The sequence below is a fragment of the Polaromonas sp. CG_9.11 genome (assembly GCF_015752225.1).
Lineage (GTDB): Bacteria > Pseudomonadota > Gammaproteobacteria > Burkholderiales > Burkholderiaceae_C > Polaromonas.
The window spans coordinates 162798-184122 of sequence record NZ_JADOVE010000006.1; the positions used below are offsets into that span (position 1 = coordinate 162798).

Below are 21325 nucleotides of genomic sequence, written 5' to 3' on the forward strand. Positions count from 1 at the left end.
CTTCCTGCCTAGGAGCCCCGCTTCACAACAATCGTGCGTCCGGCAATGCTCTCCAGGTCAATCTTGAGAAGGCCGGAGGCAGACACCGTGCCTGCATTCTGGCCAGAGATGGCATCGACGGCTGCCACGCCCCCGACCGTTCCGGCCGGGATGCCCGGCGGGATCTGGGTGAGATCGACTTCGACGCTCGTCGCCTGGCGTCCATAGTTGAGCGCGGTGATCGCCAGACCCTTTGAATCAGGCAGCGTCATGACCACCACGGCAACACTGGCGTTGGTCACAGGCGGAACGGCATTCATCGTTGCGTCCTTGACGCCGTATTTCTCGCGTGCCGCCAGCATCTTCTTGATTCCGCTCATGAACGAGTTCGGGTCCTTCAGCTGCTGGGGCAGCGGGCCGTAGAGCGACTGGGCCTTGGGCAGCTCGAAGATCGCGGTGGTCGTCCGTGTGCTGGTGCCCATCAGGTCCACGCCACCCCGGTTCACCCAGCGAACGTCCCCGCCTCCAGTCAGCTTTTTCGGAACGCTGTCCAGCGGAATCGGCAGGGCTCCAACGGCATCCCATTCCGAAAAGGAGAACACGCCTGGAATCATCGCATTGGCGTGCGCGACCAGCAGGTGCCCACGCCGGATCCGGTCCACCTCGGCGGGGCTGGCGTTGTACGGGTCGTTGATGCCGAGGGCGGGCGCGATAAAACCGGCGAATGTGGTGGCAATACCGTCCTCTGCGGCGCGATAGAGCTTGTTGTAAGGCCGGGCTCCGGCGGAGGTTTGCATGGCCGTCTGAATGTCTTTGCGAATTTTCCCGCCGTTGAGCGTCTTGCCCTCGAACTGGAAGTCACCTTTGCTGCCAAGCTCGAACATCTGGAACGTGATCTCGTCGTGGTTCTGCATATCATGAACCAGCGTGTTCGCCTGGATGCCGGCCTCCAGCAGGAAGTGATGTGCCAGCCGCAGCGGCAGCGCATCGCCGTTGATCAGGCCGTAAAGGGCCTGGGCGCGGGTGAAGAAGTCGTACGACAAGTCCGGGCCGTTCGGCGCAAAGTCCTTCAGTGTCGCAAGCGGCCCGGCAAACTCCTGGTAGGTGAATCCGCCGAGCTTGCGGGCTGCCATCGCGATTTCGGTCGAGGCCACCTTCGCCAGCGGGGTCAGGTAAATCTGCGCATCGGAGCCGGGATTTTGCGGTTCGAGCCCAAGGAAGGTGTTGGCGTCCAGGCGCAGCATCGATACGCCGCGGTTCAGGATATGGTTGGCGACATCGCCGACGTTGAGGCGTTGCGCGTTGAAGCTGGGGTCAAGCCAGTTGTAGAGCGGCTGGGCCGGCTTGAAGACGTGCGCATAAACCGAGCGCCGCGTCTTGCCGTCAGCGCCGACGATGGGCGCCAGCGCTCTCCAGCCGCTCCATTTGCTGGCATCCGGGTCAGAGTCGGCAACACTGAAGACGCCGGGAATGAATCCCAGTTCCTTCAGCTTCTTGGCGTTGGGAATCGACACGAATTCACTGCTCCAGATATCGTTGACCGCCGGCAGAAGTCCCCAGTGCTGCTCCGGGATCTGGACCATGCTGTACAGGCCCGGGTAGTCCTTGTAACCACGCGCGGCCAGCCAGAAGTCAGGCCCCAGGCCAGAATGCGTAGGCACCAGATCGCTGCCGACCGTTGCACCGTTCTCCTTGGCATTGGCAACCAGCTGCCGGAATTGATCATCGTTCCCGAGCTCCGGCGCAATGGTGTAGCCGATGCGGTCAAAGAAACCGTCCACCGTCGGGGTGAATTCCTTTTCCACGATTCCACCCGAGCGTTGCACCGGATTGGTACGCAGCAGCTTGACCCCGACGTCCTTCGCAGCAGTCCAGAACGTCGGGTCCGCCCAAGTGGCAACGACCGTCGAGCCTTCATTGGGGATCGTGGACAGCGGATAGCGAAACAGCCACACCGAGGCCAGGTCCCGGGCCGCTTGCGGCTTGGGCGTGCCGAACTCCTTGCGCCATTGCGTCCCGTCGCCCGAGATCGGAGCGGCCACCAGATTGGCCTGATAGAGCATCGAGTTTTTTTCCAGAAACTGCAGGTATTCGGCCCTGACTTGCGCGGGGTCCTTCGCTGGGTCTGGCGCTGTCGGGGGTGGGACGGAGGCCACCGGATCGTTGCTGCTCCCTCCACCGCAGCCGCCCACGGCCGCAAGTACCAGCGCGGCAAGTAATGAATTGATCTTTTTCATGTGACTGGTCCTTTGAATGGATGAGAAATGGCAACGCAATCGCAAAGAAACGGTGGCCGCCTGTTTCCACCCAACTGGGCCAATGGCGGTGAGCACGGGAAGGCTGTGATGACGAGTTGTTGCAGGGAGATTTCCTGCAGATGATCTTTCTGCTCTTTGGCGTGGATCGCCAGTGCGTGGTCTGCGTCAAACAGCGTGGCTTTTGATACCGCGATGAACGCTTTCCGGGAAACTTTCACAAGGTGGTTGATGCAACACCAAGAAAATTTAAAAAATATCCAGCGCAAGTCGTGTGAGAAAAAGTCAGCTATCCGTGTAGGAATTCTGTAAGGGACCTTCCAGAATTTAATCCGTCGCTTTGACTGCCCACCCGGACTTTGTTCACCCCTTGGTTCCTGCTGGACACGGGCGCTGCAATCAAGCCGCGCTGGGTCAGCCAGGTTCGTTGACGGTCGTCAGAATTTGCCTGACAGGCTCCATGCCATCACGGGTTTCATCTGCGCCCGGAGTTCGCGTTGGCGGGATTTTTTCCAGTGCACATCGAGGTTCGGAGGGGCTTTTTTCATCGGCTGCAATTTTTTCTGGCAGCACTTGCTTTAGGCCCCGGAACGCGGGAGTGGCGCAAGGTTTTCCTGGGGGGCAGGCAGTGCCCGGGCGGCGCCATGGTCATGGCAGGCGGGGGAAACATGGGGGACTAAACTACGCGGATGCTCTGGATCAAATCGTTTCACATCGTCTTCATCGCCAGCTGGTTCGCCGGGCTTTTCTACCTGCCGCGCATTTTTGTCAACCTGGCCATGGTGGCGCCCCAGAGCATTGCCGAGCGCGAGCGCCTGATGCTGATGGCCCGCAAGCTGATGCGCTTTACCACCGTGCTGGCGGTGCCGGCGCTGGTGCTGGGCCTGTGGCTGTGGCTGGGCTACGGCATCGGCCGGGGCAGCGGCTGGATGCATGCCAAGCTGGTCGTGGTGGTCCTGGCGATCGGCTACCACCATGCCTGCGGCCGCCTGCTGGCAGGCTTTGCCGCCAACCGCAACACCCGCAGCCATGTCTGGATGCGCTGGTTCAACGAAGTGCCGGTGCTGCTGCTGGTCGCTGCCGTCATTTTGGTGGTGGTCAAGCCGTTCTGACGGCGATCCACTTCAGCAAGACGTGGCAAACCCTTCTTCGCCAGCAGACGCAGGCAGGCCGGCTTCGCCGGATGCCATGCTTCGCCCCCTTCAAGGGGGAAAGGAAGTACACGAAGCGAAGCGCAGTGACGACGATGGGGGTGTGCCAATTCTTCTGGAAGCGGGGGCGCAACCGCACGCAGCGAAGCGCCGTGAGCACCTCGGAGGTGCAACCGCCACCACGGCCTGGCCGCTGGCGCTGGCGCTGGTCTGCCTGATCATTTATGCCAGCCTGTATCCGTTTTCGGAATGGCGCAACCAGGGGCTTTCGCCGCTGCGCTTCCTGGCTTCACCCCTGCCGAAGTACTGGACCGGCTTTGACGTCGGCATCAATTTGCTGGGGTATGCACCGCTCGGGTTCTTGCTGGCCATGTCGGCGCTGCACAGCCGGCGCGTGGCCTGGGCGGTCAGTGTTTCGGTACTGGGCGCCGGCCTGCTGTCGCTGGCGATGGAAACGCTGCAGAACTACCTGCCGTCGCGTATTCCTTCGAATGTTGATTTCGCGCTGAACACGCTGGGCGCCTGGCTTGGGGCCTGCTGCGCGCTGGCGCTGGAACGGTCCGGCGTGATCGACCGCTGGAGGCGCGTGCGGGCGCGCTGGTTTTCAGCCGATGCGCGCAGTGTGCTGGTGCTGCTGCTGCTCTGGCCACCGGCCCTGCTGTTTCCGGCGTCGGTCCCCATGGGGCTGGGGCAGGTTTTCGAACGGCTGGAGTCGGCGCTGGCCGATGCGCTGGCCGACACGCCTTTCCTGGAATGGCTGCCGGTGCGCGAGGTCGAGCTCCAGCCGCTGGTGCCGCTGGCCGAATTGTTCTGCGTGGCGCTGGGCGCGCTGATTCCCTGCCTGCTGGGCTATTGCGTGATCCGCCGGCTGGGCCAGCGCGCGGTGTTCGCTGCTGTCGCCCTGGCGGTGGGGCTGGGTGCGTCGGCCCTGTCGGCGGCCCTCAGCTACGGACCCGAACATGCCTGGGCCTGGCTGGATGCGCCGGTGCGCGCCGGCATCGGCCTGGGCGTGGTGCTGGCGGCCCTGCTGCTGGCCGTGCCACGCCGGGCTGCGGCTGCGCTGGCCTTGCTGGCGCTGGCGGTGCACCTGGGCCTGCTCAACCAGGCGCCTGCCGATCCTTACTTTGCCCAGACACTGCAAATCTGGGAGCAAGGCCGCTTCATCCAGTTTTACGGCCTGGCGCAGTGGCTGGGCTGGCTGTGGCCGTATGCCGCGTTGGCCTGTCTGCTGGCGCGGATTTCCGCCCGGGAGCCGCAAGCGGGCGCCGGTGAAACGTAAAATTTGCCGTTATGACCCTTTCCACCGTGCCCCATCCCCTGCCCGAAGCCGCCCCGGCTGCTCTGGCTCCTTCCTACTATGAACGGCATATCTTCTTTTGCCTGAACCAGCGCGACAAGGGCGAAGAATGCTGCGCCGACCAGGGCGCCCAGCAGGCTTTTGACCGTTGCAAGAAGCTGGTCAAGGCCGCCGGGCTGTCCGGGCCGGGCCAGGTGCGGGTGAATAAGGCCGGCTGTCTGGACCGCTGCGCTGCTGGGCCCGTAGCGGTGGTCTACCCGGAAGGCGTCTGGTACAGCTATGTGGACGCCAGCGACATCGACGAGATTGTCGAGTCGCACCTGAAAAACGGCCAGGTGGTCGAACGCCTGCTGACGCCGCCGCACCTGGGGCGGTGAGGGCCGGCGCGACGGCCGGATCGGTAAAAATGGCATGATTCAAGCCATTTCCGCAATACCAGTGGGTACAAGCTGCTATTATTTGCATAGCAGCTAAATGCTCCAAAAAGAACGAGAGAAAGCGGTTTGCATGAACTCCAAAACCCAGAAGTCCAGCATCGCCGGCCCGGCCGGTGCGCTGGAAATTGCCCTGGACCTGCCGGCGGGCGTCTCGCGCGGCATCGCTGTCATCGCCCATCCGCATCCGCTGTTCGGCGGCACGCTGGACAACAAGGTGGTACAGACATTGGCCCGCGCCTTTGTGCAGACCGGCTGGACTGCCGTTCGCTTCAACTTTCGCGGCGTTGGCGGCAGCGCCGGCAGCCATGACGAAGGCCGGGGTGAACTGGAAGACCTGCTGGCGGTGGTGCAGCATGCCGCGCCCGCTGGCCAGGGGCAGGCGGCGCTGGCGCTGGCGGGTTTCTCGTTCGGCGCCTTTGTCACCACCCATGCCTTTGCCCGCCTGCAGGCCGGCCGGCCGATTGAAAAACTCGTCCTGGTTGGCACCAGCGTCAGCCGCGCCCCGGCCGCGCCCATCGACAGCGCGGCGCACAACCGCACGCTGGTGGTGCATGGCGAGCAGGACGACACGGTGCTGCTGGCCGACGTGATGGACTGGGCGCGGCCGCAGGCACTTCCTGTTACGGTTGTGCCCGGGGTCGGTCATTTCTTTCACGGACAATTGCCGCTGCTCAAAAACCTGGTGACCTGTCACCTGGCGTCGCCCACGGATTGAAGTGTCCCGAGCCGGCGCGGTTTGCCTCTTGCGCCTGCCCGGTGCTTTCGCCCTTTCAAAATTTTTCGACTTTCACCAACCGGTTTTTTCCATGCACTGCTTCCTCAAGGCCCCTGCCGGCCTGCGCGGCCTGGCCGCCACCCTCGTCCTGTTTGTTTCGGTAGCGCTGCCCGCAGCCCATGCCCAGGCGCCGCAGGTGCCCGAAATTGCTGCCCGTTCCTATCTGCTGCTCGACGTCACGGCCAACCAGATCCTGGCCGCCAAGGACATCGACTCGCCGGTCGAGCCGGCCTCTCTCACCAAGCTGATGACCGAATACCTGGTGTTCGATGCGCTCAAGTCGAAAAAAATCACCCTGACCCAAACCTTCGGCGTCAGCCCCCGCGCCTGGAAGATGCCGGGTTCGCGCATGTTCATCGACCCCAAGATGCAGGTGCCGGTCGAGGACCTGATCAAGGGCATGATCGTGCAGTCCGGGAACGACGCCACCATGGCGCTGGCCGAGGGCGTGGGCGGCACGGCCGAGCATTTCGTCGAGCTGATGAACCAGCAGGCCAAGGCGCTGGGCATGAATTCGACCAGCTACAAGAACCCCGAAGGCCTGACCGAGGCCGGCCACACCACCACGGCACGCGACCTGAGCATTTTGTCCACCCGCCTGATGAGCGACTTCCCCGACTACATCGGCTACTCGGCCATCAAGAAGTACCGCTATCCCGGCACGCCGGCGACCAACGACACCAACCGCAACACGCTGCTGTTTCGCGACCCGACGGTCGATGGCCTGAAAACCGGCCATACCAATGCCGCGGGCTACTGCATGATTGCCACGGCCCGACGCGAATTTCCCAACCTGGGCACGGCCGGCAAGGCCGGCGAACGGCGCTTGCTGGCCATCGTACTGGGCGCTTCAAGCGACAGCGCCCGCGCCAATGAAACGCAAAAGCTGCTGAACTGGGGCTACACCGCCTTCGAGGCGGTCAAGCTGTTCGACGCCGGCCAGGCCGTGGTCACGCCTGCGGTCTGGAAAGGCAAGGACGCCGTCGTCAAGCTGGGCCGCCCGGAAGCGATTGTGGTGGCCGTGACCGCCGGCACCGCGTCCAAGCTCAAGACCCAGGTGGCCCGACCCGAGCCGCTGGTCGCGCCGTTCAAGAAGGGTCAGCTGGTCGGCAGCCTGAAGATCATGAATGGCGACGACCCCGTGCCCATGGCCGAAGTGCCGCTGATGGCGCTGGCCTCGGTGGAAGAAGCCGGCATCATTGGCCGGGCTTGGGACTCGATTCGGCTCTGGATCAAATAAGCGCGAGAATCCTTGTCCTGGCGCATTCGCCTGAAGCCGAACGCAAGCAAATGCCGGATTCTGCCCGCCGCCATGTCTTGGCCGGTCCCGATGCAGGTGCAGGTGCAGGTGCAGGTGCCGCTGATGCGGCGGTCGTGCAGCTGTTGGTTCTTGGCAGTGAATGGAAATTTCGACAGGTCGGCAAACTGCTGCAGGTCGCCAGGATGAACCCCCCTGGCATGTAAAGCGTTGCGGCAACGCGTCGCATGGCCATGCGCATGCTCAGCGTGTCGTGCAGGCGCTGCAGCCGCAGCGCGCTGATCTTGTGGCGCTGGCTTGCTCGATCGGTTCGAGGTCGCCAAGGGCAGGCCGTTTGATGGCCATCCGTTCCTGCGGCGGTTTCGAACCAGGGGCAATTGCCAGCTTGCCATTGAATCCATTTCCGGCAGCTGGATGCCCGCTTAATCAGCGGAACGCCAGCTGGCGGTCGCAGATCGCCTGGACGCGCCGGGGCCGTAACCATGCGGGAGCCCGAAGCCGCGGTCCTCGCCTTGTAGAAGTTGCAGGCGAAGGAAAAATCCGAATCGGCGAGTGCCGAAATCAGTCTGCCTTGTCAGGTCCGCTGACCGTTGAGCATGTCTTCACACACCGTCATCGACAGCAGCGCGATGCCCGACATGACTTCCAGCAATTGAACTCCCATCGTCCAGGGTGCCCGGTCATTGACAAACATGCGCTCATCCACCCGAGGGGCGTTTTGTTGCAACAAATGCGTGGTGATGGGCACTTCCCCGGAGGCTATAAAGATCAAAAGAGATTTTTTTTGACCTCGGCCGATCGGTAGATGTTCATTTTTGTGCATGGCCTATCAAGCCAATTATGGAAAGAACAAACCCTTGGTCGTTCGGTATGTTGGCCAGGGTAATGAACGCGGCTTGTGCCTGGCCCTCAAGACCCACGCTGCCTTGGCCAAAACAACTGTTTGAGATTTTTCGGCATCCCGCATACAATCGAAAGCTTTTCCGCTTTTGGTGCGGGGAAGTTTTTCGCAGTTTTATACCGTTTTCAGACGTTTAGGGACGTTTCCAATGCCAACCATCAATCAGTTAGTCCGTCAGGGGCGCGAGGTCGAAAAGATCAAGTCAAAAAGCCCCGCAATGGAGAATTCTCCACAGCGCCGTGGCGTTTGCACCCGTGTGTACACCACTACGCCTAAAAAGCCAAACTCCGCTTTGCGTAAAGTCGCCAAGGTGCGCCTGACCAACGGATTTGAAATCATTTCCTACATCGGCGGCGAAGGCCACAATCTGCAGGAACACAGCGTCGTGCTGGTTCGTGGCGGTCGTGTCAAGGACTTGCCAGGTGTGCGTTACCACATCGTTCGTGGCTCGCTCGACTTGCAAGGCGTGAAAGACCGCAAGCAGTCGCGTTCCAAGTACGGCGCCAAGCGTCCAAAAGCCAAGTAATTGGCCCATCGGTTCGAACTTCACCGTTCGCGCCCGAAGAAGCTGTCAAAGGTTTTTTCAAAAAAAAGTGCTTGATTCACCCTGGCCGGTGTGTTGAGCGAAGTGACCCAAGTGCAAATTGTTTGCGCCGGTCGAGTAAGTGAGGGTTTGCTAACTCTCGCGGTGTTGCCGAAAGCAGCGCCAACTGAAGCAAAGAGGTGAAAAAATGCCACGTCGTCGCGAAGTCCCTAAACGTGAAATTCTTCCTGATCCAAAATTTGGCGATGTCGATCTTGCCAAATTCATGAACGTGATCATGCAAGGCGGCAAGAAAGCCGTCGCAGAGCGCATCATTTATGGCGCCCTGGAGCAAATCGAGAAAAAGAACCCCGGCAAAGATCCGCTGGAGGCTTTCCATATGGCCATTGGCAATATCAAGCCCATGGTTGAAGTGAAGTCCCGCCGCGTCGGTGGTGCAAACTACCAGGTGCCGGTTGAAGTGCGTCCTGTCCGCCGCATGGCCCTGGCCATGCGCTGGTTGAAGGAGGCGGCCAAGAAGCGCGGCGAAAAATCAATGTCATTGCGCTTGGCCAATGAATTGATGGAAGCCACCGAAGGCCGTGGCGGCGCCATGAAAAAGCGTGACGAAGTTCACCGCATGGCCGAAGCCAACAAGGCTTTCAGCCACTTCCGCTTCTAATTCAATCGATTGCAGTGTTGACTGCGTGTTGATTTGAAGGGTTGCTGATCGGATCTTCAAGGAACCAAAATCCTTGAATCCTGATGGTTCAACCCCAACTTCTGCCGGCTCGGTGCCAAAAGCGCCCGGCCGGCAGACGCGTAGAAAATCAAGAGAAGTATCTTGGCAACGAGTCTTTGTTCGCAACACCGAACTGAAAGTAATTTATGTCCCGCGCTACCCCCATTAAAAACTACCGCAATATCGGTATTTCCGCGCACATCGATGCCGGCAAGACCACCACCACCGAGCGCATCCTTTTTTACACCGGGGTGAGCCACAAGATTGGTGAAGTTCATGACGGCGCAGCCACCATGGACTGGATGGAGCAGGAGCAAGAGCGTGGCATCACGATCACTTCTGCTGCAACCACCTGCTTCTGGAAAGGCATGGACTCATCCTTCCCGGAGCACCGCATCAACATCATCGACACCCCGGGCCACGTGGACTTCACGATTGAAGTCGAGCGTTCCATGCGTGTGCTGGACGGCGCCTGCATGGTTTACTGCGCAGTGGGTGGCGTACAGCCACAGTCTGAAACCGTTTGGCGTCAAGCCAACAAGTACAAAGTGCCGCGCTTGGCCTTTGTCAACAAGATGGACCGCACCGGCGCCAACTTCTTCAAGGTGGTTGAGGGCATGAAGCTGCGTCTGAAAGCCAACCCTGTTCCCATGGTCATCCCTATCGGCGCTGAAGAAAACTTCACCGGCGTCGTGGACCTGATCATGATGAAAGCCATCATCTGGGATGAGGCGTCGCAGGGCATGAAGTTCGAATACCGTGAGATTCCAGCCGAACTGCTGGAATTGGCCAAGGAATGGCGCGAAAAGATGGTCGAGGCTGCTGCCGAAGCCAACGAAGAGCTCATGAATAAATACCTTGAAGAAGGTGATTTGTCTGAAGAAGAGATCAAGTTTGGCATCCGCACGCGCACCATCGCCAGCGAAATTCAGCCGATGTACTGTGGTTCTGCTTTCAAGAACAAGGGCGTGCAGCGCATGCTGGACGCCGTGATTGACTTCATGCCTTCGCCAATCGACATCCCGCCAGTCAAGGGCACCGATGATGATGAAGAGCCGGTCACCCGCAGGGCTGACGACTCGGAGAAATTCTCGGCGCTGGCCTTCAAGCTGATGACCGACCCGTTCGTCGGCCAGTTGACCTTTGTACGCGTCTATTCCGGCGTGCTGAAAAAAGGCGACACCGTTTACAACCCCATCAAGGGCAAGAAAGAGCGAATTGGCCGAATCGTGCAGATGCACGCAAATGAACGCCAGGAAGTCAGTGAAATTGTCGCTGGCGATATCGCCGCCTGCGTGGGCCTGAAAGACGTGACCACTGGCGAAACGCTGTGCGATCCGGATGCGATCATCATGCTGGAGCGCATGGTGTTCCCTGAGCCGGTGATTGCCCAGGCCGTTGAGCCAAAAACCAAGGCTGACCAAGAAAAAATGGGCATCGCCCTGCAGCGCCTGGCCGCAGAAGATCCATCTTTCCGCGTCAAGACTGATGAAGAATCGGGCCAGACCATCATTGCCGGCATGGGCGAGCTGCACCTGGAAATCATTGTTGACCGCATGAAGCGCGAGTTCGGTGTGGAAGCCAACGTCGGCAAGCCGCAAGTGGCCTACCGCGAAACCATCCGCAAGACCATCGAAGATGCCGAAGGCAAGTTTGTTCGTCAATCGGGCGGTAAGGGCCAGTACGGCCACGTGGTGCTCAAGATCGAGCCGAACGAACCGGGCAAGGGCATCGAGTTCATCGACGCCATCAAGGGTGGCGTGGTGCCGCGTGAGTACATTCCTGCCGTCGAAAAGGGCATCAACGAAGCCGTGACGGCGGGCGTGTTGGCCGGCTACCCGGTGGTTGACGTCAAGGTCACGCTGCACTTCGGCTCTTACCATGACGTGGACTCGAACGAGCTTGCATTCAAGATGGCGGCCATTTTTGGTTTCAAGGAAGGCTGCCGCAAGGCTAGCCCGGTCATTCTTGAGCCGATGATGGCGGTTGAGGTTGAGACGCCCGAAGACTATGCCGGCAACGTGATGGGCGATTTGGCCTCACGCCGCGGCATGGTGCAGGGTATGGAAGACATGATTGGTGGCGGCAAGGTTATCAAGGCCGAAGTGCCTTTGTCCGAAATGTTTGGCTACTCGACCACGTTGCGCTCTGCAACGCAAGGCCGTGCAACCTACTCGATGGAGTTCAAGCACTACACCGAAGCGCCGCGCAATGTGTCAGAAGCCATCATGGCTGCTCGCGCGAAGTAAACCCAAGCCGATGACTGCATTGAAAAATGCAGGCATCAAAATTTTCATGTCTGCGATTGTGTGCCCTTCACTGCCCGTGGTGATGGAATCAGCAACACAGTGCAAACGTTAAACCTGTCACGGGCATGTTCTTTACTGGAGTTGGAAATGGGAAAAGAGAAATTTTCGCGGACCAAGCCGCACGTCAACGTTGGCACGATCGGCCACGTTGACCATGGCAAGACCACGCTGACGGCGGCGATTGCCACCGTGCTGGCGGCCAAGTTTGGCGGCGAAGCCAAGGCTTACGATCAAATTGACGCGGCGCCGGAAGAAAAAGCACGCGGCATCACCATCAACACCGCCCACGTCGAGTACGAAACGGCTGCGCGCCATTACGCCCACGTTGACTGCCCAGGCCACGCTGACTATGTGAAAAACATGATCACCGGTGCAGCCCAGATGGACGGTGCGATTTTGGTGTGCTCGGCTGCTGACGGCCCGATGCCCCAGACGCGCGAGCACATCCTGCTGGCCCGCCAGGTCGGCGTACCTTACATCATCGTGTTCCTGAACAAGTGCGACATGGTGGACGACGCCGAACTGCTTGAGCTCGTCGAGATGGAAGTGCGCGAGCTCCTCGATAAGTACGATTTTCCGGGAGACGACACCCCGATCATCCACGGTTCTGCCAAGCTCGCCCTTGAAGGCGACAAGGGCCCGCTGGGCGAAGAAGCCATCATGAAGCTGGCCGACGCCCTGGACAACTACATTCCATTGCCGGAGCGCGCGATTGACGGCGCTTTCCTGATGCCTGTGGAAGACGTGTTCTCGATCTCCGGCCGCGGCACCGTCGTGACCGGCCGTATCGAGCGCGGCATTGTCAAGGTTGGTGAAGAAATCGAGATCGTCGGCATTGCCGACACGCAAAAGACGATTTGCACCGGCGTGGAAATGTTCCGCAAGCTGCTCGACCAAGGCCAGGCTGGCGACAACGTCGGCATCTTGCTGCGCGGCACCAAGCGTGAAGACGTGCAGCGTGGTCAAGTGCTGTGCAAGCCCGGCACGATCAAGCCGCACACGCACTTCACCGGCGAGATCTATGTCCTGTCCAAGGACGAGGGCGGGCGCCACACGCCTTTCTTTAACAACTACCGTCCCCAGTTCTACTTCCGCACGACGGACGTGACGGGCGCGATCGAGTTGCCAGAAGGCAAGGAAATGGTCATGCCTGGCGACAACGTGTCGATCACCGTCAAGCTGATCAATCCGATTGCCATGGAAGAAGGCTTGCGCTTCGCCATTCGCGAAGGCGGCCGTACCGTAGGCGCTGGCGTTGTGGCCAAGATCCTCGCGTAATTCCCCAGACTAATCCAAGGAATTACCATGGCCACCAAGCAAAAAATCCGTATCCGTCTCAAAGCGTTTGACTACAAACTGATTGACCAGTCAGCCGCCGAGATCGTTGACACCGCCAAGCGCACCGGTGCGATTGTCAAGGGCCCCGTGCCTTTGCCGACCCGCATGAAGCGTTTCGACATTCTGCGTTCGCCCCACGTCAACAAGACGAGCCGCGATCAGCTTGAAATCCGCACGCACCAGCGCCTGATGGACATCGTCGACCCGACGGACAAGACCGTTGATGCATTGATGAAGCTCGACCTGCCTGCTGGCGTGGACGTCGAAATCAAGCTGCAGTAAACAAAAAATCAAGGCGGGCTGTTGTTGTTGGGTGCAAATCCAACAGCGCACCTGCTGTATTTTCTATCCTTAGCGCAGATTTGCCATTTTTGGCAGTCTGCGCTATAATTTTGGGCTGTCCTGAATTTGCCGTCAAAAGCACATGAATTTGGGAGCAGTTTTATTAACAGTCTTTCACATCAAAACGTCTGTGGCCAATTGAAGTCGCAGCGGTGGAAGTTACGAAAGAAAATCATGAGTCTGAGCAACTCCCTCGGGTTGCTGGGCCGCAAGGTGGGCATGATGCGTCTGTTCACTGATGATGGGGACACAGTTCCTGTCACAGTGGTGGATGTGTCCAACAACCGTGTGACCCAGGTTAAAACCGAAGCAAATGACGGCTACGATGCCCTCCAGGTGGCATTTGGATCGCGCAAAGCATCGCGCGTGACCAAGCCGGCCGCCGGCCACCTTGCAAAAGCAGGTGTTGAAGCTGGTGAGATCCTGAAAGAATTCCGCGTGACGGCTGACGTCGCAGGCAAATACGCTGCAGGCACGGTTGTACCTGCAGCCGATATTTTCGCTGTGGGTCAGCTGGTGGATGTGCAGGGCACGTCTATCGGTAAAGGCTTTGCCGGCACCATCAAGCGTCACAACATGAAGTCGCAGCGCGCGTCGCACGGTAACAGCCGTTCGCACAATGTGCCCGGCTCCATCGGTATGGCGCAGGATCCCGGTCGCGTTTTTCCCGGTAAGCGCATGACGGGTCACATGGGTGACTGCACCATCACCACGCAAAACCTCGACATCGTGCGTATTGACGAAGCCCGTCAGCTGCTGATGATTCGTGGCGCTGTGCCTGGTTCCAAAGGCGGTTTTGTGACGGTTCGCGCCGCCATCAAGGCCAAACCAACCGCTGCCAAAGGAGCGAACTGATGCAGGTCGAACTCCTGAATGACCAGGGTCTGTCATCGTCCAAAGTGGACGTGTCCGACGCCGTTTTTGGTCGTGAATACAACGAAAGCCTGATTCACCAGGTGATCGTGGCCTTCCAGGCCAATGCCCGTCAAGGCACCCGTGCGCAGAAGGACCGTGAGCAGGTTCGTCACTCGACCAAGAAGCCTTTTAAACAAAAGGGTACGGGTCGCGCACGTGCAGGCATGACGTCTTCGCCATTGTGGCGCGGCGGCGGTCGTATTTTCCCAAACATGCCTGATGAAAACTTCACGCACAAGATCAACAAGAAAATGTATCGCGCCGGGATGGCTTCGATCTTTTCGCAACTGGCGCGCGAAGGCCGCCTGGCTGTGGTTGATTCGCTGACTGTGGACTCACCCAAGACGAAAGTCCTGGCTGACAAGTTCAAGGCCATGAACCTCAATTCGGTGCTGGTGATTGCTGATCAGGTTGACGAAAACCTGTACCTGGCATCGCGCAACCTGGTCAACATCCTGGTTGTTGAGCCCCGCTATGCCGACCCATTGTCCCTGGTGCACTACAAAAAGGTGCTGGTGACCAAGGCCGCCATGGACCAACTGAAGGAGATGTTTGCATGAGCGCCGTGAACGCCCAAACCAAATACAACGAAGGCCGCCTGATGCAGGTTTTGGTCGCTCCCATCGTGTCTGAAAAGGCCACGATGATTGCGGAAAAATCCAATTCGGTCACCTTCAAGGTCCTGCAGGACGCTACCAAATACGAAATCAAGGCCGCTGTGGAATTGATGTTCAAGGTAAACGTCAAGGCTGTGGCCGTACTGAACATCAAAGGCAAGACCAAGCGCTTTGGCAAGTCTGTCGGCCGCCGGGACAACCTGCGCAAAGCCTACGTGACGCTGCAGGCCGGTCAAGAGCTGAACCTCGGTGGGGAGTCTGCATAATGGCTGTCATTAAGATGAAACCCACCTCGCCGGGTATGCGCGGCATGGTGAAGATCTCCCGGGATCACCTTCACAAGGGTGAGCCTTACGCGCCGCTGCTCGAACCTCAGTTCCAGAAGTCCGGCCGTAATAACAACGGACACATCACGGTTCGCCACAAGGGCGGTGGTCACAAGCACCACTACCGCGTGGTTGACTTCAAACGCAACAAGGATGCCATTCCGGCCAAGGTCGAGCGTATCGAGTACGACCCCAACCGCACGGCCCACATTGCGCTGATCTGCTACGCCGATGGCGAGCGCGCCTATGTCATTGCCCCTCGCGGCCTTGAAGTCGGTGCCACGATCCTGAGCGGTTCGGAAGCACCGATTCGCGTCGGTAACACGCTGCCTATCCGCAACATTCCCGTGGGCTCGACGATCCACTGCATCGAGATGCAAATCGGCAAGGGTGCGCAAATTGCGCGTTCCGCCGGTACATCTGCGACGCTGCTGGCGCGCGAGGGCACTTATGCCCAGGTGCGCATGCGCTCCGGTGAGGTTCGCAAGATTCACATTGAATGCCGCGCCACCATTGGTGAAGTTGCCAACGAAGAGCACAGCCTGCGCCGCCTCGGCAAGGCCGGTGTGAAGCGCTGGATGGGTATTCGCCCGACCGTTCGCGGTGTGGTCATGAACCCGGTCGATCACCCACACGGTGGCGGCGAAGGCAAGACCGGCGAAGGTCGCCATCCTGTCGATCCATGGGGTAACCTGACCAAGGGCTACCGCACCCGCAACAACAAGCGCACGCAAGTGATGATTGTTTCGCGTCGCAAGAAGTAAGGGCAGGAAATGACACGTTCACTGAAAAAAGGTCCATTTGTCGACCATCATTTGGTAGCAAAGGCCGATAAAGCCGTTACCAACAAAGACAAAAAGCCGATCAAGACCTGGTCGCGCCGCTCCATGATCCTGCCCGAGTTCATCGGCCTGACCATCGCCGTGCACAACGGCAAGCAGCACGTCCCCGTCTACATCACCGATCAAATGGTTGGCCACAAGCTGGGTGAGTTCGCACTCACCCGGACTTTCAAAGGTCATCCGGCTGACAAAAAAGTTGTGAGAAAGTAAGGAAAGACCATGGAAACACGTGCAACCCTCCGGGGCGTTCGTCTGTCGGTCGACAAGGGCCGTCTGGTCGCTGACCTGATCCGCGGCAAGAAAGTGGATCAAGCACTCAACATCCTGAACTTCACGCAGAAAAAAGCTGCTGGAATCATCAAGAAGGTTGTCGAGTCCGCCATCGCCAACGCTGAACACAACGACGGTGCCGACATCGACGAGTTGAGGGTGAAAACCATCTACGTCGAACAAGGCGCCACGCTCAAGCGTTTCTCCGCGCGCGCCAAAGGCCGCGGCAACAGCATCAGCAAGCCTACGTGCCATGTGTACGTGGTCGTTGGAAACTAAGGGCAGACATGGGACAAAAAATCAACCCAACCGGTTTTCGGCTGTCCATCAGCCGCAACTGGTCCAGCCGCTGGTACGCCAACAACCGTGACTTCGCCGGCATGCTGGCCGAAGACATCAAGGTGCGCGAGTACCTGAAGAAAAAGCTGAAGAATGCCGCTGTGTCGCGCGTTCTGATCGAGCGCCCTGCCAAGAATGCCCGCATCACGATTTTCTCGGCACGTCCGGGTGTTGTCATCGGCAAAAAAGGCGAGGACATCGAAGCCCTGAAGAAGGAACTGAGCCGCCAGCTGGGCGTGCCGGTTGCCGTGAACATCGAAGAAGTTCGCAAGCCTGAAATCGATGCCAAGCTGATCGCCGACAGCATCACCCAGCAGCTTGAGAAACGCATCATGTTCCGCCGTGCCATGAAGCGCGCCATGCAAAACGCCATGCGTCTGGGTGCCCTGGGCATCAAGATTATGTCGTCGGGTCGCCTCAACGGCATCGAAATCGCTCGTTGCGAGTGGTACCGCGAAGGTCGCGTGCCCCTTCATACCCTGCGCGCTGACATCGACTACGGCACCTCGGAAGCCCAGACCACCTACGGCATCATCGGTGTCAAGGTCTGGGTCTACAAGGGCGACACATTGGGCCGCAACGACGGCACAGGCGCCAAGATGATCGAAGTGGCTGACGAAGAGCGCAAGCCGCGCGGCCCGCGTCGTGACGCCCGTCCGGGTGACCGTCCGGACCGTGGAGCGCCTCGCGGTGCCCCGCGCGCACCACGCAGTGCGGTCGGTGGCAACACCGCACCGGCTGACGGCAGCGACAAGCCGGCCGAGGCGTCTGGCGCCGAAGCCCCGAACAACACCGTTAAGCGCGTCCGCAAAGCCGCGCCAGCTGCAGCAGCTGACGGTGCCAAGACCGAGTAATCGGTCTACTCACGGAGAATTTAAATGCTGCAACCCGCTCGCAGAAAATACCGCAAAGAGCAAAAAGGCCGTAACACGGGTGTCGCCACCCGTGGCAACACCGTTGCATTTGGTGACTTCGGTCTCAAGTGCACCGATCGTGGCCGCCTGACTGCTCGCCAACTTGAAGCCGCACGCCGTGCGATTTCCCGTCACGTCAAACGTGGCGGCCGTATCTGGATCCGCGTCTTCCCGGACAAGCCGATTTCCCAAAAGCCCGCTGAAGTGCGCATGGGTAACGGCAAAGGCAATCCAGAGTACTACGTGGCTGAAATCCAGCCCGGCAAGATCGTTTTCGAAATTGTCGGTGTGACTGAAGAACTGGCCCGCGAAGCGTTCCGCCTGGCATCTGCCAAGCTGCCGCTGCGTACCACGTTCGTCAGCCGCATGATCGGCCAGTAATCAGGAGAATGAAGAAATGAACACTACTGAATTGCGCCAAAAAGATGTTGACGGCCTGAAAGCCGAAGTCAATGCGCTGCAAAAAGCCCACTTTGGCTTGCGCATGCAAAAAGCCACGCAGCAACTGACCAACCTGGCTACGCTGCGCTCGACGCGCCGCGCCATCGCTCGCGCCAAAACTATTTTGGCCGAAACCATCGTCAAACAAGGAGCAAAATAATGACGGAAGTTAAAAAATCCCTCAAGCGCACCCTGGTTGGCAAGGTGGTCAGTGACAAGCGTGCCAAGACCGTCACGGTCCTCGTCGAACGCCGTGTGAAGCACGAGCTCTATGGCAAGATCGTTTCCTTGTCCAGCAAGTACCACGCTCATGATGAAAAGGGCGAGTATAAGACGGGCGACGTGATCGAGATCACCGAAAGCCGTCCTATTTCCAAGACCAAGAACTGGGTTGTGACCCGTCTGGTACAAAAGGCCGCTATCGTCTAAGTCGCAGGACTTGGCGTGATGCGCTCTTAAAAAGGCCCACTTTGTGGGCCTTTTTTGTTGTGGACTTCGGGCAATAAGCCGGTCAGTGTGGGGCCAAAGACCGCAGTAGCCCGGTGCTTCTTCCGGTAGGACAAAATGCGCGTTACAACGTGATTTTTCGTTGAAAACAAAACCAGGAGCATCCATGATTAAAGTAGGCGACACCCTTCCAGCAACCACGTTGATGGAGTATGTCCAAGTTGAAGCCAACGGTTGTAGCCTGGGCCCGAATCCGGTCGAGGTGGCGCAGGCCACAGCCGGCAAAACCATTGCACTGTTTGCCGTGCCAGGCGCTTTCACGCCGACCTGTTCGGCCAAACATGTACCAGGTTATGCGATGAAGTTTGCCGAGTTAAAGGCCGCTGGCGTTGATGAAATATGGTGCCTCAGCGTGAACGACGCGTTCGTGATGGGCGCATGGGCGCGCGAGCAGAAAACCGAAGGCAAGGTGCGCATGCTGGCCGATGGCGATGCCGCTTTTGCCAAGGCCACCGGCCTGACGCTGGACTTGAATGGCAAGGGACTGGGACTGCGCAGCAACCGTTACTCCATGCTGGTGAAGGACGGCAAGGTCGTGAGCTTGAACGTCGAAGGCCCGGGAAAATTTGAAGTCAGCGACGCCGAAACGCTACTGGCTCAGGCCACTGCCTGACATCCGCTCTGCTTAGCCAAGCCGCCGGTTCTTGAACCAGGCGGCTTTTTTCATGGCGAATGTTTTCCAGCTTGCACCTCATGCCTTTTGAAGATTTACTATGTTTTTAATAGCCCGATGTGCAATGGGAACGTGTGCAACAGCCATTTTTTAAAGTTGGCTTATAAATCAACCATCAGGTAATGGGCGCCTGCCATGGGGTTGTGATAGTAGGGCGGAATGTCCACAAAGCCCAGGTCGGCATACAGTGCCCGCGCAGATTCCATGTCGTTCAGTGTATCGAGCAGCACGCTTTGGTAGCCCGCCATGCGCGCCTGGTCCAGCATCGTTTCGGCCAGTTGCCGGCCCAGGCCAAAGCGGCGAAACGCCTTGCGCACATACAGCCGTTTCATTTCAGCTGCATTCGGATAGTCGACCGAATCCAGGGCGCGCAAACCGCAGCAGCCTGCGATTTCTCCATCCACGAGCGCCAGCAGCAAGGCGCCCCGGGGTTCGCTGTATTGACCCGGCAGGTCGGCCAGTTCGTCATCGAAATTCTGAAAACACAGGTCAATGCCCAGCTGCATGGCGTATTCGGTGAAGATCTGCCGCGTGGCAGCCAGCCAGTCGGGAGAATCGGGCGTGATGAACTGGAGGGTGGGTCGTGGCACGGTGTCGCTTGGAGGGAAAACGGCCACCAGTTTAGCGCCATGCCACGGATGTGCTTTTCAGAAGGCGACGTGTTCCAGTGTGGAAATCCAATAGCTCAGTCCTGCGCACAGCGTGAAGACGAGCAACGCTGCCGTGCGGGACGCCAGGTCATCACGCGAGGCGGGCACTGGCAGCACCAGTTCCTTGTCGCCATGCACCATTGCCTGCACCAGATTGTGCTTGCGCAGAAGGTAAAACACGATGGCCGCGATGTGCAGCACCACCAGGCCCAGAAGTATCCATTTGCCAATATTTGCATGGTAGTTTGTCGCCAGGCTGACGGTGGCATTGGAGACGAAGGCCGTCAGTGGCCCGGCAAAAGCGACTTCGTCGTCGCTGACCAGACCGCTGCCGACCTGTAGCACCAGGAACGCCAGCATCGCAAAGACCGACAGGGCGCCGACCGGGCTGTGGCCGACGTTGTGCTCTGGCTTGCCCTTGCCTTTGAGATAGTCGATAAGGCTTTGCGGCGCATAGATGAAGGCGCCAAAGCGTGACCAGCGGCCGCCGACCAGCCCCCAGACGATGCGAAACAGCAGCAGTGCCAGCACCGCATAACCGAAGCGGAAGTGCCAGGCCATGGCGTTTCCGCCGACCGTGCCGCTGATGGCCAGTCCGGTGATGCCGATGGTCAGTCCCCAGTGGAAAAGCCGCGTCGGCAGGTCCCAGACGCGTACCTTGGTCAGTGTTTGGTGGTTGTACATCCGTCACCTGATTTATTTTTTGTAGCAAAGACGCGCCCAGTTGGGCGCTGGCGCGTTGGTGCCTTCCCGCGGTCGACAAGTTCCAGCGGAACTTGTGGGCACTGGCTAAACTCCAGCAGTCCGGCAACAAGCGTAGCAGTGTTGTCGTTCTGACCACTCTTGAAAATCACGAGGAATCGCATGAAAACTTTTGTCTGCCTTGCCGCTGCGGCTACCTTGCTGCTCATGGCCGCCCCGGTCGCGGCCCAGTTCGCCAAGCCTGAAGATGCCGTCAAATACCGCCAGAGCGCGCTGTCCGTCATGGGCACGCATTTTGGCCGCCTGGGCGCCATGGCCAACGGCAAGGTGCCGTTCGATGCCAAGGTGGCGGAGGAAAATGCCCATCTGGTCGCCGTGATGGCCAGGTTGCCATGGGTCGGTTTTGGTCCCGGTACCGACAAGGATCCCCGCAGCAAGGCCATGTCGGAAGTCTGGACAGAGCAGGCCAAGTTCAAGATTGCAGGCGACAAGATGGTGGCTGAAGCCGACAAACTGGCCGCCGCCACCAAGACCGGAAATCTGGACGCACTGAAGACCTCGTTTGCGGCAACGGCCGACACCTGCAAATCCTGCCACGATACTTTCCGGAATAAATAAGCCCCCACGGTCGTTCGCTGCGCGTAACTCCCTGCCCCCCGAGGTGGCCGCTGCGCCTGCGGTCTGGCGGAGCCAGTCCCGCGGCCCCTGCCTGAGTAAAGCGGTGCCTTGCCCCCACGGTCGTTCGCTGCGTGCAGCTCCCTGCCCCCGAGGGGGCCGCTGCGCCTGCGGTCTGGCGGAGCCAGTCCCGCGGCCCCTGCTTGA

At 59.4% G+C, this 21325-nt stretch carries 27 protein-coding genes; 22 read left to right on the top strand and 5 right to left on the bottom strand.

The genetic code is table 11. From position 1 onward, the window contains the following. Positions 1–8 precede the first annotated feature (8 nt). Positions 9–2216 (bottom strand): hypothetical protein, encoded by a 2208-nt coding sequence (locus IWX85_RS07265; RefSeq protein ID WP_196869284.1) that lies wholly within the window; start codon positions 2214–2216, stop codon positions 9–11. Continuing rightward, positions 2213–2455: a hypothetical protein gene (locus IWX85_RS07270; protein WP_231379601.1), complete on the bottom strand. Its 243-nt coding sequence runs from the start codon at positions 2453–2455 to the stop codon at positions 2213–2215. Before IWX85_RS07270 ends, IWX85_RS07265 begins: the two co-directional genes overlap by 4 nt. A 468-nt stretch (positions 2456–2923) precedes the next feature. On the opposite strand from IWX85_RS07270, the gene IWX85_RS07275 reads away from it, so the two are divergent. The 5 genes from IWX85_RS07275 (at position 2924) to IWX85_RS07295 (ending at position 7134) form a co-directional block, all read left to right on the top strand. Continuing rightward, positions 2924–3346: a CopD family protein gene (locus IWX85_RS07275; protein WP_196869286.1), complete on the top strand. Its 423-nt coding sequence runs from the start codon at positions 2924–2926 to the stop codon at positions 3344–3346. Positions 3347–3422: 76 nt separating this feature from the next. Next, on the top strand, positions 3423–4664 hold the full coding sequence (locus tag IWX85_RS07280) for a VanZ family protein (RefSeq protein WP_196869287.1): 1242 nt from the start codon (positions 3423–3425) through the stop codon (positions 4662–4664). 11 nt (positions 4665–4675) lie between these two features. Next, positions 4676–5059, top strand: coding sequence for a ferredoxin (locus IWX85_RS07285; RefSeq protein WP_231379602.1), 384 nt, complete (start codon positions 4676–4678; stop codon positions 5057–5059). Positions 5060–5189: 130 nt separating this feature from the next. After that, complete coding sequence (locus IWX85_RS07290; RefSeq protein WP_196869288.1) at positions 5190–5834, top strand: alpha/beta hydrolase; 645 nt, start codon at positions 5190–5192, stop codon at positions 5832–5834. 91 nt (positions 5835–5925) lie between these two features. Next, positions 5926–7134 carry a D-alanyl-D-alanine carboxypeptidase family protein gene (locus IWX85_RS07295; RefSeq protein ID WP_231379603.1) on the top strand — a complete coding sequence of 403 codons (1209 nt, stop codon included), beginning with the start codon at positions 5926–5928 and terminating at the stop codon, positions 7132–7134. Between the two features lie 592 nt (positions 7135–7726). Here the strand turns inward: IWX85_RS07295 and IWX85_RS07300 are convergent. Then, positions 7727–7975, bottom strand: coding sequence for a hypothetical protein (locus IWX85_RS07300; RefSeq protein ID WP_196869289.1), 249 nt, complete (start codon positions 7973–7975; stop codon positions 7727–7729). 226 nt (positions 7976–8201) lie between these two features. On the opposite strand from IWX85_RS07300, the gene rpsL reads away from it, so the two are divergent. The 16 genes from rpsL (at position 8202) to IWX85_RS07380 (ending at position 19091) form a co-directional block, all read left to right on the top strand. Further along, entirely contained in the window at positions 8202–8579 is a 378-nt protein-coding gene (gene rpsL, locus IWX85_RS07305; protein WP_011799633.1) for a 30S ribosomal protein S12, read from the top strand. 205 nt (positions 8580–8784) lie between these two features. Next, the gene (gene rpsG / locus IWX85_RS07310; RefSeq protein WP_011799634.1) at positions 8785–9258 is read left to right on the top strand and encodes a 30S ribosomal protein S7; all 474 of its coding nucleotides are present in this window, start codon (positions 8785–8787) and stop codon (positions 9256–9258) included. A 206-nt stretch (positions 9259–9464) separates the two neighbouring features. Beyond that, on the top strand, positions 9465–11567 hold the full coding sequence (gene fusA / locus IWX85_RS07315) for an elongation factor G (protein ID WP_036807043.1): 2103 nt from the start codon (positions 9465–9467) through the stop codon (positions 11565–11567). A 147-nt stretch (positions 11568–11714) separates the two neighbouring features. Then, positions 11715–12905: an elongation factor Tu gene (tuf, locus tag IWX85_RS07320; protein ID WP_036807038.1), complete on the top strand. Its 1191-nt coding sequence runs from the start codon at positions 11715–11717 to the stop codon at positions 12903–12905. 27 nt (positions 12906–12932) lie between these two features. Beyond that, complete coding sequence (gene rpsJ, locus IWX85_RS07325) at positions 12933–13247, top strand: 30S ribosomal protein S10 (protein WP_007838118.1); 315 nt, start codon at positions 12933–12935, stop codon at positions 13245–13247. Between the two features lie 234 nt (positions 13248–13481). Continuing rightward, the gene (rplC, locus tag IWX85_RS07330; protein WP_131422429.1) at positions 13482–14162 is read left to right on the top strand and encodes a 50S ribosomal protein L3; all 681 of its coding nucleotides are present in this window, start codon (positions 13482–13484) and stop codon (positions 14160–14162) included. Beyond that, positions 14162–14782 carry a 50S ribosomal protein L4 gene (gene rplD, locus IWX85_RS07335; RefSeq protein ID WP_196869290.1) on the top strand — a complete coding sequence of 207 codons (621 nt, stop codon included), beginning with the start codon at positions 14162–14164 and terminating at the stop codon, positions 14780–14782. The genes rplC and rplD overlap by 1 nt, the downstream gene beginning before the upstream one ends. After that, on the top strand, positions 14779–15105 hold the full coding sequence (rplW, locus tag IWX85_RS07340; RefSeq protein WP_036807029.1) for a 50S ribosomal protein L23: 327 nt from the start codon (positions 14779–14781) through the stop codon (positions 15103–15105). The genes rplD and rplW overlap by 4 nt, the downstream gene beginning before the upstream one ends. After that, positions 15105–15929 (top strand): 50S ribosomal protein L2, encoded by an 825-nt coding sequence (gene rplB, locus IWX85_RS07345; protein ID WP_036807027.1) that lies wholly within the window; start codon positions 15105–15107, stop codon positions 15927–15929. Before rplW ends, rplB begins: the two co-directional genes overlap by 1 nt. Positions 15930–15938: 9 nt before the next feature. Beyond that, positions 15939–16217 (top strand): 30S ribosomal protein S19, encoded by a 279-nt coding sequence (gene rpsS / locus IWX85_RS07350; protein ID WP_007866503.1) that lies wholly within the window; start codon positions 15939–15941, stop codon positions 16215–16217. Between the two features lie 9 nt (positions 16218–16226). Further along, positions 16227–16556: a 50S ribosomal protein L22 gene (gene rplV / locus IWX85_RS07355; protein WP_011799641.1), complete on the top strand. Its 330-nt coding sequence runs from the start codon at positions 16227–16229 to the stop codon at positions 16554–16556. Positions 16557–16564: 8 nt separating this feature from the next. Next, positions 16565–17470 (top strand): 30S ribosomal protein S3, encoded by a 906-nt coding sequence (gene rpsC / locus IWX85_RS07360; protein WP_036807023.1) that lies wholly within the window; start codon positions 16565–16567, stop codon positions 17468–17470. A gap of 24 nt (positions 17471–17494) precedes the next feature. After that, positions 17495–17911 carry a 50S ribosomal protein L16 gene (rplP, locus tag IWX85_RS07365; RefSeq protein WP_029526555.1) on the top strand — a complete coding sequence of 139 codons (417 nt, stop codon included), beginning with the start codon at positions 17495–17497 and terminating at the stop codon, positions 17909–17911. Positions 17912–17927: 16 nt separating this feature from the next. Then, a complete protein-coding gene (gene rpmC, locus IWX85_RS07370; RefSeq protein ID WP_036807021.1) occupies positions 17928–18131 on the top strand; it encodes a 50S ribosomal protein L29 in 204 nt (67 codons plus the stop codon). Then, positions 18131–18400, top strand: coding sequence for a 30S ribosomal protein S17 (rpsQ, locus tag IWX85_RS07375; RefSeq protein ID WP_036807019.1), 270 nt, complete (start codon positions 18131–18133; stop codon positions 18398–18400). The genes rpmC and rpsQ overlap by 1 nt, the downstream gene beginning before the upstream one ends. Before the next feature lie 184 nt (positions 18401–18584). Further along, positions 18585–19091, top strand: a complete 507-nt coding sequence (locus IWX85_RS07380; protein WP_196869291.1) for a peroxiredoxin — start codon at positions 18585–18587, stop codon at positions 19089–19091. Positions 19092–19252: 161 nt separating this feature from the next. On the opposite strand, the gene IWX85_RS07385 is transcribed toward IWX85_RS07380, so the two are convergent. Beyond that, the gene (locus tag IWX85_RS07385) at positions 19253–19741 is read right to left on the bottom strand and encodes a GNAT family N-acetyltransferase (RefSeq protein WP_196869292.1); all 489 of its coding nucleotides are present in this window, start codon (positions 19739–19741) and stop codon (positions 19253–19255) included. Between the two features lie 57 nt (positions 19742–19798). Continuing rightward, positions 19799–20485: a cytochrome b/b6 domain-containing protein gene (locus tag IWX85_RS07390; protein WP_196869293.1), complete on the bottom strand. Its 687-nt coding sequence runs from the start codon at positions 20483–20485 to the stop codon at positions 19799–19801. 180 nt (positions 20486–20665) lie between these two features. Between IWX85_RS07390 and IWX85_RS07395 the strand changes: the two genes are divergently transcribed. Further along, a complete protein-coding gene (locus IWX85_RS07395) occupies positions 20666–21121 on the top strand; it encodes a cytochrome c (protein ID WP_196869294.1) in 456 nt (151 codons plus the stop codon). The last annotated feature ends 204 nt before the right edge of the window (positions 21122–21325 follow it).

What these genes read in the sequence shown, in the direction of transcription:
- IWX85_RS07265 (WP_196869284.1), bottom strand. Translation starts at nt 2,216, where the DNA reads ATGAAAAAGATCAATTCATTACTTGCCGCGCTGGTACTTGCGGCCGTG.
- IWX85_RS07275 (WP_196869286.1), top strand. Translation starts at nt 2,924, where the DNA reads ATGCTCTGGATCAAATCGTTTCACATCGTCTTCATCGCCAGCTGGTTC.
- IWX85_RS07280 (WP_196869287.1), top strand. Translation starts at nt 3,423, where the DNA reads ATGCTTCGCCCCCTTCAAGGGGGAAAGGAAGTACACGAAGCGAAGCGC.
- IWX85_RS07285 (WP_231379602.1), top strand. Translation starts at nt 4,676, where the DNA reads ATGACCCTTTCCACCGTGCCCCATCCCCTGCCCGAAGCCGCCCCGGCT.
- IWX85_RS07290 (WP_196869288.1), top strand. Translation starts at nt 5,190, where the DNA reads ATGAACTCCAAAACCCAGAAGTCCAGCATCGCCGGCCCGGCCGGTGCG.
- IWX85_RS07295 (WP_231379603.1), top strand. Translation starts at nt 5,926, where the DNA reads ATGCACTGCTTCCTCAAGGCCCCTGCCGGCCTGCGCGGCCTGGCCGCC.
- IWX85_RS07300 (WP_196869289.1), bottom strand. Translation starts at nt 7,975, where the DNA reads ATGCACAAAAATGAACATCTACCGATCGGCCGAGGTCAAAAAAAATCT.
- rpsL (WP_011799633.1), top strand. Translation starts at nt 8,202, where the DNA reads ATGCCAACCATCAATCAGTTAGTCCGTCAGGGGCGCGAGGTCGAAAAG.
- rpsG (WP_011799634.1), top strand. Translation starts at nt 8,785, where the DNA reads ATGCCACGTCGTCGCGAAGTCCCTAAACGTGAAATTCTTCCTGATCCA.
- fusA (WP_036807043.1), top strand. Translation starts at nt 9,465, where the DNA reads ATGTCCCGCGCTACCCCCATTAAAAACTACCGCAATATCGGTATTTCC.
- tuf (WP_036807038.1), top strand. Translation starts at nt 11,715, where the DNA reads ATGGGAAAAGAGAAATTTTCGCGGACCAAGCCGCACGTCAACGTTGGC.
- rpsJ (WP_007838118.1), top strand. Translation starts at nt 12,933, where the DNA reads ATGGCCACCAAGCAAAAAATCCGTATCCGTCTCAAAGCGTTTGACTAC.
- rplC (WP_131422429.1), top strand. Translation starts at nt 13,482, where the DNA reads ATGAGTCTGAGCAACTCCCTCGGGTTGCTGGGCCGCAAGGTGGGCATG.
- rplD (WP_196869290.1), top strand. Translation starts at nt 14,162, where the DNA reads ATGCAGGTCGAACTCCTGAATGACCAGGGTCTGTCATCGTCCAAAGTG.
- rplW (WP_036807029.1), top strand. Translation starts at nt 14,779, where the DNA reads ATGAGCGCCGTGAACGCCCAAACCAAATACAACGAAGGCCGCCTGATG.
- rplB (WP_036807027.1), top strand. Translation starts at nt 15,105, where the DNA reads ATGGCTGTCATTAAGATGAAACCCACCTCGCCGGGTATGCGCGGCATG.
- rpsS (WP_007866503.1), top strand. Translation starts at nt 15,939, where the DNA reads ATGACACGTTCACTGAAAAAAGGTCCATTTGTCGACCATCATTTGGTA.
- rplV (WP_011799641.1), top strand. Translation starts at nt 16,227, where the DNA reads ATGGAAACACGTGCAACCCTCCGGGGCGTTCGTCTGTCGGTCGACAAG.
- rpsC (WP_036807023.1), top strand. Translation starts at nt 16,565, where the DNA reads ATGGGACAAAAAATCAACCCAACCGGTTTTCGGCTGTCCATCAGCCGC.
- rplP (WP_029526555.1), top strand. Translation starts at nt 17,495, where the DNA reads ATGCTGCAACCCGCTCGCAGAAAATACCGCAAAGAGCAAAAAGGCCGT.
- rpmC (WP_036807021.1), top strand. Translation starts at nt 17,928, where the DNA reads ATGAACACTACTGAATTGCGCCAAAAAGATGTTGACGGCCTGAAAGCC.
- rpsQ (WP_036807019.1), top strand. Translation starts at nt 18,131, where the DNA reads ATGACGGAAGTTAAAAAATCCCTCAAGCGCACCCTGGTTGGCAAGGTG.
- IWX85_RS07380 (WP_196869291.1), top strand. Translation starts at nt 18,585, where the DNA reads ATGATTAAAGTAGGCGACACCCTTCCAGCAACCACGTTGATGGAGTAT.
- IWX85_RS07390 (WP_196869293.1), bottom strand. Translation starts at nt 20,485, where the DNA reads ATGTACAACCACCAAACACTGACCAAGGTACGCGTCTGGGACCTGCCG.
- IWX85_RS07395 (WP_196869294.1), top strand. Translation starts at nt 20,666, where the DNA reads ATGAAAACTTTTGTCTGCCTTGCCGCTGCGGCTACCTTGCTGCTCATG.